This is a genomic window from Mycobacterium sp. 20KCMC460 (genome assembly GCF_022179425.1).
In the GTDB taxonomy this organism is placed as follows: domain Bacteria; phylum Actinomycetota; class Actinomycetes; order Mycobacteriales; family Mycobacteriaceae; genus Mycobacterium; species Mycobacterium kiyosense.
The window spans coordinates 529,986-542,243 of sequence record NZ_AP025524.1 but is presented as its reverse complement, the minus strand read 5'-3'; the positions used below and the strand labels follow the sequence as shown (position 1 = coordinate 542,243).

Here is a 12,258-nt window from a genome sequence, read left to right as displayed (position 1 = left end):
ACCAGGGTCCCCGTATCCGCATTATCGCGTCGGTGTAGGAAGGGATCACCCGGCTTTGCACCCCGGCGGCGCTGGACACCTTCTATCGATGGCAGAGGTTCTCATGTCACTGTTCGACATCTCCGATCGGGCCCAGAAGTATCAGTCGGATCTGCGCGAGTTCATGGACTCGCATGTGTACCCGGCCGAAGCCGTGTACGACGAGCAGATGCGGGATGCGGGCGACCCGCACTACCACCCGCCGATTTTGGAGAAATTGAAGGCCGAGGCGCGAAAGCGGGGGCTGTGGAACCTGTTTCACCCACATCCCGAGTGGGGGCCGGGACTGACGAACCTCGAGTACGCCCCGCTGGCCGAGATCATGGGGCGCAGCCACCTGGCTTCGGAGGCGTGCAATTGCAGCGCACCGGACACCGGCAACATGGAGGTGTTCACGCTGTTCGGCAGCGACGAGCACAAGGAGAAGTACCTCAAGCCGTTACTGGACGGCACGATCCGCTCGGCGTTCGCCATGACCGAGCCCGCCGTGGCGAGTTCGGACGCCACCAACGTCGAGATGTCGATGGTCCGAGACGGTGACGACTTTGTGCTGAACGGGCGAAAATGGTTCGCGTCCAACGGTATGCATCGCAATTGCAAGGTGCTTATCGTGATGGGCAAGACCGATCCGGACGCCGCACCGCACCGACAACAATCGATGCTGGTGGTGCCGATCGACGCACCCGGTGTCACGGTGCGGCGCAACCTGTCGGTCTTCGGGTACCAGGACCGCGAGGGGCACGCCGAAATCGACTTCGAAGACGTCCGCGTGCCCAGCAAGGACGTGCTCAAAGGCGAGGGCGAGGGCTTCGCGATAAGCCAGGCCCGGCTGGGTCCGGGACGCATACATCACTGCATGCGTGCAATCGGATTGGCCGAACGCGCACTGGAACTGATGTGCCGGCGGGCCCAGTCGCGAGTCACGTTCGGAAAGCCGATCGCCGACAACGCCAACATCCGCGACTGGATCGCCGAGGCGCGCATCGACATCGAAATGATCCGGCTACTCACCCTCAAAGCCGCGTACCTCATGGACACCGTCGGCAACAAGGAGGCCCGCACCGAGATCGCGGCGATCAAGGTGGCTGCCCCGAACATCGCGCTCAAGATCGTCGACCGTGCCATCCAGGTGCATGGCGGCGGTGGCGTCACCGACGACTTCCCGCTGGCGATGGCGTGGGCGCACCTGCGCACGTTGCGGCTCGCGGACGGCCCCGACGAGGTGCACAAACGGACCATCGCCAGCCAGGAGTTACGCAAGTACCGCACGCCGCATGCCTGAGCAGGTTCCCGGTGTCGACGCCGAGGCCCTGCGGCGGTGGCTGGACACCCTAGATCTCGATGTCACCGGCGGACTCTCTTTCCAACGGATCGGACTGGGCCAGTCCAATCTGACGTACCGGGTGAGTGACGACGCCAGTCAGTCGTGGGTGTTGCGGCGCCCGCCGCTGGGGCAGCTGTTGGCCTCGGCCCACGACGTGGTCCGGGAGGCACGCATCATCGCCGCACTGGCCGGGACGGACGTCCCGGTTCCCCGGATACTCGGTGTCACAACGGATTCGGAGTTCACCGACGTGCCACTGGTGCTGATGGAATTCGTCGACGGGCTGGTGATCGACACCCAGGAGATCGCCGAAGCGCTGACCCCCGAGCAGCGGCGGCGGACCGCGCTGTCGCTGCCGCACACCCTGGCCAAGATCCACGCCGTGGACCTCGCGGCGGTCGGTCTGCAGGATCTGGCCAGCCACAAGCCCTACGCCCTGCGTCAGCTCAAACGGTGGGCCGGTCAGTGGGAGCTCTCCAAGACCCGGGAGGTTCCCGAACTCGACGATCTCACCCGCCGGCTACGGGCCTGTGTTCCCCAGCAGCGTGAAATCAGCCTGGTGCACGGCGACTTTCACCTGCGCAATCTGATCACCTCCCGGGTGGCCGGGGAGGTGGTGGCGACGCTGGACTGGGAACTGTCCACCCTGGGCGACCCGCTGGCCGACATGGGCAGCCTGCTCACCTACTGGTTGGAGCCCGGCGAGACGACGAGCGCCGACTACGAGCCGACCACGCTGCCCGGTTTTCCGGACCGCGCCGAGATGACCCGCCGGTACCTGGACGAGACCGGCCGCGATCCGGCCGCTGTACAGTTCTGGCACGTCCTGGGGCTGTGGAAGCTGGCGATCATCGCCGAGGGTGTGATGCGTCGCGCCATGGACGAACCGCTGAACAAGGCCGCCGCTGGGACGCCCACTACCACGCGAATCGATGCCATCGTGCGGATGGCCTGCAAAATCGCGGACAGTGCAGGGATTTCCGATTCTTAGCGCGCGGTGTTGCCGCCAGCCACCCGCTGATCTTCGGCCGGGGGGTGCCCGTCGCACCACTGGTCGGCCGGCACCGAGCGTCGCACCTCAGCGACGTGCTCGCCGCAGCCTTCCCACGTCGTTTTGCCGCAGACACGGCACCGCACCGCATAACACATGAGGCCAACCATAATCCTTGCGGTGAAACCCGCACGCGGCTATCGCACCACCTCGCGATGTCCGGCGTCGAGGCGACGTGTCCAGCCGCGGGCGTCGAGGTGTTCCAGCAGCGGTATCGCCACCCGACGGGTGGTGCCCAACGCTTGGCGCGCCTGGCTGGTGGTGAACGGCTGCTCGAGGCGGGCCAGTTCGCGCATCGCCAGCGCGGGCGCCGTCGGCAACAGCACCACGCCATCTCGCAACCGTAATATCCGACCGGTTCGCTCGGCGACGGCCAGCGCACGGGCACCCAGGCCGAGCGCCCGCAATTCGTAGGCCTCGGGCGCCCGGAACGGCTCGGCCCGCAGCCGAGTCTCCAGCTCGCGCACCGCCGCCTCGGCGTTGCCGAGATCCGCCCCGGCGCCGGGCACCCGGATGTGGCCCGCCCGTTGTTCGAGTCCCGCGTCGCGTACCAGCGCGTCGAGCAGCGCCTCATCCGGCAGGCCGAGCGAAACACGAGCAGCGCCACGAGAAAGACCGTCCGCCAACGGATCCCGTGCATGCAACGCCTTGACGGCGACAGCCAGTCGCTGCTGCCAAGCCTGGTACGTGCCGGTGTCCACCCACCAGCCGTCCAGTACCGTCACCCCGTCCGGCACCGCATCGGTCCGCAGTCCCAGCCGGCTCAGATGGGCTACGGCCACCACACCACGGCGGGCCACCTCGGCGGCGAGATCCCCACTGTCGCTCATCAAGGCCAGCGCCTGCTGCCGGCGCGCGCTGTCACCGCGACGCCGCAGTGCCGGCGGATCGGCGTCGAGCACCAAAGCCCCGCCGAGTACCCGACGGGTACCGGGGTCGCGCAATACCAGCCGGTCGCCCAGGACCAGTGGCAGTCGCCGGTCGAGGGCGAGCCGGCCGTGGTCGTCGCCGAACGGGCGCAGCCGGCCCGGCACCGCCGCGGTGCCGACGTGGACCACGAGTTGCGTCGGGGCTTCGGTCCACGGGCAGCCGGTGGTGCGTCGCGCGTCCACGGCGCGGGTGATCGGCCAGGCATCCGAGGTGAGCAGCACGTCCCCGCGCCGAACCACGTCGCGGGGAACGCCGCGTAGGTTCACGGCGGCCCGGGACACCGGTTCCAGCACCGGGTACGGTTTCCCGCAGCTCTGCAATCCCCGCACGGCGACACTCGTTTTCCGTTGTATCCCAAGCATTTCCAGTCGCTCACCGCTGGTGAGCGTCCCGGCGGCGAGCGTTCCGGTGACAACGGTTCCGGCACCGGCGATGGTGAAGGCCCGGTCCACCCACAGTCGCACCCGCGCCGCGGCATCCGGTGGAGGGACTTCGCTGAGCACCCGGTCGAGCGCGACGCGCAGGTCCGCCAGGCCGGTACCGTCCACTGCCGACACCACGACGCCCGAAGCGTCGCGCAATCCTGTCTCGGCCAGCTCCTCGCGGGTCCGGGCCAGCACCCCGTCGGCGCGCTCGGGCGCCCGGTCGGCACGAGTGACCACGATCAGGCCGTAGCGGATGTCCAGGGCAGCGATGGCGTCGCGATGGTCGCTGGACTGCTGCTGCCAGCCCTCGTCGGCGGCAACGACGAAACACACCACCGGTGCCGGCCCGAGGCCAGCCAGCGTATTGGCCAGGAATCGCTGGTGGCCCGGCACGTCGACGAAAGCGACCTCCCGGCCGGACGGCAGGGTGGTCCAGGCGAAGCCGAGGTCGATGGTCAGCCCGCGACGCCGCTCCTCTTCCCAGCGGTCCGGTTCCATGCCGGTCAGGGCGCGGATCAGGGTGCTCTTGCCGTGATCCACATGGCCGGCGGTGGCAACCACGTGCGCGGTCAGGGGGCCGCACCCAGGGCTGCGCGGACGGCGGCCAACAGGCGATCGTCGTCGGACTCCGGTATGCAGCGCAGGTCGAGCAGGCACGCGCCGTCGTGCACCCGCGGCAATACCGCTGGGCGACCCGTGCGCAGCGCTGCGGCCGCCGACTCGGGCAGCCGGACCGCCCAGCCCGGCAGCGGCACACCCGGCGCGCCGCCGCCGCCGACCCGGCCGTCGTGCGGAACCACCGGGGCTGCGACCGCCGCGGCCAATCGTTCGGCGCGGGCGCGCAGGGCCGCGGGGTCGGCATGCAAAGCCTGGGTCACCGGCGAAGTGCCGGCTCTTACCGTCGCCTCGAGCGCGGCCAGGGTGAGTTTGTCGGCGCGGACGGCCCGGGCCAGTGGGTGACGGGCCAGGCGGGCCACCACGTCGGCCCGGCCCAGCAGGATGCCGGCCTGCGGGCCGCCCAGCAGCTTGTCGCCGCTGGCAGTGACGATGTCGGCGCCGTCGGTCAGTGCCGTGGCGGCGTCGGGCTCGTCGGGCAGCACCGGGTCCGGCGCCAACAGACCGCTGCCCAGGTCGCTGATCAACGGAACCTGGCGGGCGGTGGTCACGGTGCGGAGTTCAGCGAGGGACACTGCGGCGGTGAACCCCGCCACGCGAAAGTTGCTCTGGTGCACCTTGAGTACGCATCCGGTCTGCGGGCCGATCGCGTCGGCATAGTCCGGGAGGTGCGTGCGATTGGTGGTACCGACTTCGCGCAGCCGGGCCCCGGTCGAGGCGATCAGGTCGGGCAATCGGAAGCCGGCGCCGATCTCGATCAGCTCCCCGCGACTGACCACCACCTCTTTACCCGCAGCCAGGGCGGTGGTTGCCAGCACCAGCGCGGCCGCACCGTTGTTGACCACCAGTGCGTCCTCGGCGGCCGGGCAGGCGACGAGCAATGCCTCGCGGGTCGCGGTGCCGCGTTTGGACCGGGCGCCGGTGGCGAGGTCGAGTTCGACGTCGACGTAGGCGCTGGCCGCGACGAGTGCCTCGAGGGCGCCGACGGACAGTGGGGCCCGGCCCAGGTTGGTGTGCACGATGACGCCGGTGGCGTTCAGGACGGGCGTCAACGAGGTGGTGGCCCGCGTGGTCAGGGACTGCAGCACCGCGTCCTGCACCCGGTCCGGTGGCAGGTCACCGCGGCGGGCGCGGTCCTGGATGTCTCGGATAAGTGTTCGTACGACGGTGTCGCCCAGCCGTTTTCGCGCTTGTTGCACCGCTGGTAGTTCCATCAGCTGATCCGTGCGGGGAATCAGGCGGCGCGGGTCGAGCTGTGTCACTTGATGTCTCGACCTCCTCGGGGCAATGTCGCGGAGGCGGACGGGAATCGAACCCGCCAGACCGAGATACTCGGCCTCACCGGTTTTGAAGACCGGGGGGACCACCAGGAACCCAAACGCCTCCAGGGTCCAACCTAGCCGGGCCGCCGTCGACTCAGCGCTCAAGGCGGGTTCTTCTCGCACTTTTGTGCCGCAGACGCAGAGTCAACTGCCGGCCGGCGTGGCCGTAATGTCGGGCTGATGAGGCGACTCACCGGCTACGCGCACGGCGGCGGCTGCGCCTGCAAGATCCCTCCGGGCGAACTCGAAGAGGCGGTCCGGGGCCTGACCGGTCAGGCCGGCCCCGACGTGCTCGTCGGGCTGGACGACGGAGACGACGCGGCCGCCGTCCTGGTTGGCGATCTTGCCGTGCTGTCCACCGCCGACTTCTTCACGCCCGTCGTCGACGACGCCTACGACTGGGGCAGGATCGCCGCGGCCAACGCGCTGTCGGACATCTATGCGATGGGCGGCCGCCCGGTGGTCGCGATCAACCTGGTCGGCTGGCCGCGGGACCTGCTGCCGCTGCAGCTGATGACCGAGGTGCTGCGCGGCGGACTGGCGGTGGCATCCGAGGCCGGCTGCCCGGTGATCGGCGGACATTCCATCGACGATCCGGAACCCAAGTACGGCATGGCCGTCACCGGCGTCGCCGATCCCGGCAAGCTGCTGCGCAACGATGCCGCCGAGCCGGGACTGCCGCTTACTCTCACCAAGCCGATCGGCGTCGGGCTGCTCAACAACCGGCACAAGCAAACCGGCGAAGCCTTCGCCGAAGCCATCGCGACCATGACCCGGCTCAACCGCGACGCAGCCGAGGCAGCGGTGGCGGCGGGGTTGAAAGCCGCCACCGACGTGACCGGCTTCGGCCTGCTGGGGCATCTGCACAAGCTGTGCCGGGCCTCCCGGGTCGGGGCGGTCATCGAGCGCGCCGCGGTTCCGGTGCTCGACAGCGCCACCGACGCGCTGCGCGACGGCTTCGTCTCGGGAGGGACTAGGCGCAACCTGGACTGGGTGCGGCCGCACCTGCGCGCGGCGCCCGGCGTCACCGAGGACGATCTGCTGTTGCTGGCCGACGCCCAGACCTCGGGCGGGCTGCTGGTGGTCGGCGAGTTACCGGGACATCCGGTCATCGGCCACACGGCGAGCGGACAGGGCATCGAGATCCGCTAGCCGCCGCGCTCGGGAACTCAGCCGGAGGTGGTGATCGAGTCGCCGGTGATGCCGGCCGCGCGGCGGGCCGCGAGCCTGCGCTTCTGCGGCTCGATCGTGTAGCGGGGATCGCGGGCCGACTCTTTGCCCGCTTCGAACACACCAAATCTGGTGAGCGCCGACGCCGCCATCAGCGCCGCGCCGGACATAGCCGCGAGTAGGCGATTCCGGCCGCCGAGCAGGGTGCCCGCGGCACCCGCAACGGCTAGGCGCTCGCTCCACCGCAGCATCGCCCCCGGGCCACCGTGATGTAGCGGTTCGGCGGCCACCGGGTCCATCCGGCGTTCCATCAGTCTCATCGCCACCACATCGCCGAGCACGCCGAGCACGGCCAACCGGCGCACCGGGCCGGTCTCGGCGACCGGGGTGGTGATCATCGCCAGTCCGGACGCGGCCAGGCTGGCCGAGCTGACGAACACAAACGCCAAGTCCTCGTGCATGGCGTTCCAGGTCGGAGTCGCGGTGTCGGCGAGCAACACCGCGGTGTAGGCCGCCAGCGGTGGCGCGAACAATCCTGCTTCCAACCCGGCAGGGCCTTCGACCGCCCGCAGCACTGGCCGCAGCGGACCCAGCGGCAGGCGCTCGCCCGTCAGGCGGTCGATCTCGGCGGCGGCGGCCACACCGGCGCCGGCACTGAAGGCAGCCAGAATCCAGGAGCCGACGCTCATCGGCGAGGTGAGCTTGATGGTGCGCATCATGTTGACGAACCGTTCGGGCCGGCCGAGGTCCTTGACCAGCGCAGCCGCCCCGATTCCCGCCGCCGCCAGCGCCGACAGCCGGGCGTTGCGGCGCAGCGTAGCGCGCCCGGTCAGTTGGGCGCCGGCCGCCAGCAGGCCGGACCCACCGGCCACTCCGCCCAGGAACAGGTACGCCGCGACCTCGTGTTCCCACGGCGCGGGCTTGACCACCGGGCGCCCGTAGTACGAGGTGAACTCTGCCTCGGGGACCATCAGCGACTCGTCGCGGCGCCGCTTTCCCTGCCCCCGCCGGCGCCGTTTCCCGCCGGTCGGTTCCGGAGGCCGCAGACTGTCGAACTCAGACGTACTCACCGGGCCCTCCAGAACGCAAGCACCGCCGCGGCAACCATCCCGACCCCGGCCAGACCGGCCCGGTTGAACATGCGCGGCAGATCGGCGGTGCACACCCTCGGGTCCGGCGGCAGGCCGTACACCTCGGGCTCGTCGAGCAGCAGGAACACCGATCCGGTGCCGCCGACGCCGTCGTTTTCGTTGGCGCCGTACAACCGGGCTTCGGTCATCCCGCGGGCGTGCAGCGCCGCGACCCGCTCCCGGGCCTGCTGCACCAGGCCGTCGTGGTCACCGAACTTGATCGACGTCGTCGGGCAGGTCTTGGCGCAGGCGGGTTCCTGATCGTCGAGGAGCCGGTCGTAGCACAGGGTGCATTTCTGCGCGACGCCCGTGACGAACTCCTCCGCCGGTCGATCCGAGCGTTGCCCGGACCGTTGCGCAGGGGTTCGGTAGGTGCCGTCGCTGCGGCGCTCGACCACCCCGAACGGGCACCCTGCCACGCACGTTCCGCATCCGTTGCAGACGTCGTGCTGCACGACGACGGTGCCGAACTCGGTGCGGAACAACGCGCCGGTCGGGCAGACGTCCAAACACCCGGCATGGGTGCAGTGCTTACAGACGTCGGAGGCCATCAGCCAGCGGAACTCCGGGGTGTCCGGCGGCGTGAGGTCCGGCTTGCCCGGCATGGCCGGCATACCCAGACCCACCAGGGCCCGGCCGGATTCGCGCGCCTGCTCGATGCGCTCGCGGCCCTGCTCGATGAACGCGACGTGCCGCCAGGTGCTGGCGCCCAGTTGGCCGGTGTTGTCGTAGGAGGAGCCGAGCAGCTCCAGGTCGCCGTCGAGGGGGTTGCGATTCCACTCCTTGCAGGCCACCTCGCACGCCTTGCAGCCGATGCAGATCGAGGTGTCGGTGAAGAATCCTTTGCGCGGCTTGGGATCCGGCCATCGAGCATCGCCGGTGGGGTCGGTTGGTCCGGCCAGTTGACCCATCAGCCCTCCCGGTTGCGCTCGGTGAGTCGAACGTTATCGGTCTCCACGGTCACGCCCGCACGCGACTGGTACTCCTCGATCAGGCGCAGCAGTTCCTCGCCCTGGGGTCGGCGGCCCGGACGGATGTCGCAGGATCCGGCCTTGGACTCCTGGATCTGCACGTTCGGATCCAGCGTCACGCCCAGCAGGTCGTTCGCCCCGTCGCCACTCACCACGGCGTCGCTGCCCACGCCCCAGTGATACGGCAACCCGATCTGGTGGATGGTGCGTCCGCCGATCGTCAGGGGTGTCATTCGTTCTGTCACAAGAACTTTGGCCTCGATCGCGCCGCGCGGTGAGATGATGGTGGCCCAGCCGTAGGGCTGCAAACCGCGGTCGGCGGCCAGCTCCGGGGAGACCTCGCAGAACATCTCGGGTTGCAGCTCGGACAGGTAGGGCAGCCAGCGGCTCATGCCGCCCGCGGTGTGATGTTCGGTGAGCCGGTAGGTGGTGAACACGTACGGATACACCTGCGAGCCTGGTTCGCCGCCACTCGGAGCCCACAGATTGTCCTTGCGCGGGAACAGGATTCGTGACGGGCTCTGCTGCTGGGGATAGAGCGCGTTGGCGATCGGCGATTCCTGCGGTTCGTAGTGGGTGGGCAGCGGGCCGTCGACCATGCCCTTCGGGGCGAACAGCCAACCCTTGCCGTCGGCTTGCATGATGAACGGGTCGTCGCCGGCCAGCCCGTCGGGTCCGCCGACGTCGGGATCGGGCCGCGAACCGGGAGCGCGGTCGACGGGGAAGTCCGGGACGTCGTGTCCGACCCACCGGCTGTGCTCGGCGTCCCACCACACCAGCTTCTTGCGTTCGCTCCACGGTTTGCCGTCCGGGTCGGCCGAGGCGCGGTTGTAGAGGATGCGCCGATCGGCCGGCCAGGCCCAACCCCATTCGGATTGCATCGGGCTCGGGCCGCCGAGCGGCACCCGGCGGGCGGCCTTGTTGACGCCGCCGGCATAGACCCCGGAGTAGATCCAGCAGCCGCAGGCCGTCGATCCGTCGGCACGCAATTCGGTGAATCCCGACAGCGGGGTACCGTCCGCGCGAAACCCGTTGATCTCGGCGAGCACCGACTCGGGGTCGGGTTCGCCGTGCTCGTCGACGGGGTAGTTCCAGGTCAGGTCTAGCAGCGGGCGGTCGCGTTCGTCGGTGGACCCGGCCAGGCGCTGCCGGATCCGGTTTCCGAGTTCGACGAAGAACTGCAGTTCGCTCTGGCAGTCGCCGGGCGGTTCGACCGCCTGGTGGCGCCACTGCACCACCCGCTGGGTCTGGGTGAATGTCCCGGACTTCTCGACATGGGTGGCGGCGGGGAAGAAGAACACCTCGGTCTCGATGTCCTCGGTCTTCAGTTCCCCGGAGGCGATCTCCGGTCCGTCCTTCCACCAGGTGGCGGATTCGATGAGGTTGAGGTCGCGCACCACCAGCCACTTGAGGTGTGACATGCCCAGGCGCTGCATCCGGCCGTGCGCCGACCCGACGGCCGGATTCTGGCCCAGGATGAAGTAGCCGTCCACCTCGTCCTCGAGCATCGACATGACCGTCTGATAGGTGCCGTGCGGGCCATCGAGGCGGGGCAGGTAGTCGAACGCCCAGTCGTTGTCTTCGGTGGCGGCATCGCCCCACCACGCCTTGAGCAGGCTCACGATATAGGTGTCGGCGTTGGCCCAGTAGCCCTTCTGCGTCTTCGGTCCGGTGGCCTCGATGTAGTCGCGCAACGTGTTGTGAATACCGGCTTTTGGCATCGGCAGGTAGCCCGGCAGCAGGTTGAACAGCGTCGGGATGTCGGTCGAGCCCTGGATGGTGGCGTGCCCGCGCAACGCCATGATGCCGCCGCCGGGCCGTCCCACGTTACCCAGTAGCAACTGCAGAATCGTTGCGGTGCGGATGAATTGGGCTCCGAGCGTGTGCTGGGTCCAGCCCACGGCGTAGGCGAAACAGGTGGTGCGCTCACGTCCGGAGTTTTCGGTGATGGCTCGCGCGAGGTAACCGAAGTCCTCGATGCCGATGCCGCAGACGTCGCGCACCATCTCGGGGGTGTAGCGGGCGTAGTGCCGTTTGAGAATCTGGAACACCGTGCGCGGGTGCTGCAGTGTCTCGTCGCGTATCACCCGCGCGTGTGCCAGTGGCGGCCCGCCCATGCCGTAGGCGTCTCCGGCGGCCCGATCGGAGGCGCTGGCGCCGTGCTCGTGGTCGGCGTCCTCGTGCTTGGCATAGGCCCAGGAGGACTGGTCATACTGCCCGGTCTCGGGGTCGAAGCCGGAGAACAGGCCGCCCAGATCCTCGGTGTCCCGGTAGTTTTCGTTGATCAGTGTGGATGCGTTGGTGTAGGCCAGCACGTACTCCCGGAACCACAGGTCGTTGCTGATCACATGGTTGATCAGGGCGCCCAGCAACACCACGTCGGAGCCGGCCCGGATCGGGATGTGCTTGTCGGACAACGCCGACGTCCGGGTGAAGCGCGGGTCGACATGAATCAGCTTGCAGCCGCGGGCTTTGGCCTCCTCCACCCATTGGAAGCCCACCGGGTGGCATTCGGCCATGTTCGAGCCCTGGATGACGATGCAGTCCGCATTGGCCATGTCCTGCAGTGACTGGGTGGCGCCGCCGCGCCCGAAGGAAGTTCCCAGACCGGGAACTGTGGCGGAGTGTCAAATACGGGCTTGGTTCTCGATCTGGATGGCGCCGGCGGCGGTGAACAGCTTCTTGATGACGTAGTTCTCTTCGTTGTCCAGCGTTGCCCCGCCGAGTGCGGCGATCTTCATGGTGCGCCGCAACGGGTGCCCCTTTTTGTCGATGTCCTGCCAGGCGTGCCGGCGGGCTTCGACGAAGCGGTCGGCCACCATGTCGATGGCGGTGTCGACATCCAGCGACTGCCATTCGGTGGCGCGCGGCGCCCGGTAGAGCATCTTGATCTGCCGGCCCGGCGAGTTGACCAGCTGTTCGCTGGCCGACCCCTTCGGGCACAGCCGGCCCCGCGAGATCGGCGAATCGGGGTCACCCTCGATCTGCACCACCCGCTCGTCCTTGACGTACACCCGCTGCCCGCAGCCGACCGCGCAGTACGGGCAGACGCTCTGCACTACCCGATCGGCGGTGCTGGTGCGCGGGGTGATGGAACGGGTGTGCTTGGAGGTCACCGCCGGGCCGCGGCCGAACACATCCCCCGAGCGAAACTGCCGGACGACGGGCCATTCCAGAAATAGACGCGAGACGCGGTTCTTGGGAGCCATATGAGAAGACTAGTGCGCCCGCCCGGCTTCGGCGCTAGTGTCGCCGTGACGTGAATCCAGCGGGACCGGGCA

At 68.9% G+C, this 12,258-nt stretch carries 8 protein-coding genes and 1 tRNA gene; 3 read left to right on the top strand and 6 right to left on the bottom strand.

The genetic code is table 11. From position 1 onward, the window contains the following. The first annotated feature begins 103 nt into the window (after positions 1–103). Both MKCMC460_RS02525 and MKCMC460_RS02520 read left to right on the top strand, forming a co-directional pair. Positions 104–1,321 (top strand): acyl-CoA dehydrogenase family protein, encoded by a 1,218-nt coding sequence (locus MKCMC460_RS02525; RefSeq protein ID WP_236984551.1) that lies wholly within the window; start codon positions 104–106, stop codon positions 1,319–1,321. Next, positions 1,314–2,354, top strand: coding sequence for a phosphotransferase family protein (locus MKCMC460_RS02520; protein ID WP_236979720.1), 1,041 nt, complete (start codon positions 1,314–1,316; stop codon positions 2,352–2,354). Before MKCMC460_RS02525 ends, MKCMC460_RS02520 begins: the two co-directional genes overlap by 8 nt. 197 nt (positions 2,355–2,551) lie before the next feature. Here MKCMC460_RS02520 and selB read toward each other — a convergent pair whose 3' ends face one another. The 3 genes from selB to MKCMC460_RS02505 all read right to left on the bottom strand — a co-directional run bounded on the left by selB (position 2,552) and on the right by MKCMC460_RS02505 (position 5,770). After that, entirely contained in the window at positions 2,552–4,330 is a 1,779-nt protein-coding gene (gene selB, locus MKCMC460_RS02515; RefSeq protein ID WP_236979718.1) for a selenocysteine-specific translation elongation factor, read from the bottom strand. 8 nt (positions 4,331–4,338) lie between these two features. Continuing rightward, positions 4,339–5,646, bottom strand: a complete 1,308-nt coding sequence (selA, locus tag MKCMC460_RS02510) for an L-seryl-tRNA(Sec) selenium transferase (protein ID WP_236979716.1) — start codon at positions 5,644–5,646, stop codon at positions 4,339–4,341. A gap of 31 nt (positions 5,647–5,677) precedes the next feature. Then, a tRNA-Sec gene (locus MKCMC460_RS02505) sits at positions 5,678–5,770 on the bottom strand. Positions 5,771–5,886: 116 nt separating this feature from the next. On the opposite strand from MKCMC460_RS02505, the gene selD reads away from it, so the two are divergent. Beyond that, positions 5,887–6,858: a selenide, water dikinase SelD gene (gene selD / locus MKCMC460_RS02500; RefSeq protein WP_238305290.1), complete on the top strand. Its 972-nt coding sequence runs from the start codon at positions 5,887–5,889 to the stop codon at positions 6,856–6,858. A gap of 17 nt (positions 6,859–6,875) precedes the next feature. On the opposite strand, the gene nrfD is transcribed toward selD, so the two are convergent. Genes nrfD through fdh form a run of 3 tightly spaced genes read right to left on the bottom strand, consistent with a single transcriptional unit; the run spans position 6,876 to position 12,186 of the window. After that, complete coding sequence (nrfD, locus tag MKCMC460_RS02495) at positions 6,876–7,946, bottom strand: NrfD/PsrC family molybdoenzyme membrane anchor subunit (RefSeq protein ID WP_238305289.1); 1,071 nt, start codon at positions 7,944–7,946, stop codon at positions 6,876–6,878. After that, positions 7,943–8,917 (bottom strand): 4Fe-4S dicluster domain-containing protein, encoded by a 975-nt coding sequence (locus MKCMC460_RS02490; protein ID WP_238305288.1) that lies wholly within the window; start codon positions 8,915–8,917, stop codon positions 7,943–7,945. The genes nrfD and MKCMC460_RS02490 overlap by 4 nt, the downstream gene beginning before the upstream one ends. After that, complete coding sequence (fdh, locus tag MKCMC460_RS02485; RefSeq protein WP_238305287.1) at positions 8,917–12,186, bottom strand: formate dehydrogenase; 3,270 nt, start codon at positions 12,184–12,186, stop codon at positions 8,917–8,919. Before fdh ends, MKCMC460_RS02490 begins: the two co-directional genes overlap by 1 nt. Positions 12,187–12,258 lie beyond the last annotated feature (72 nt).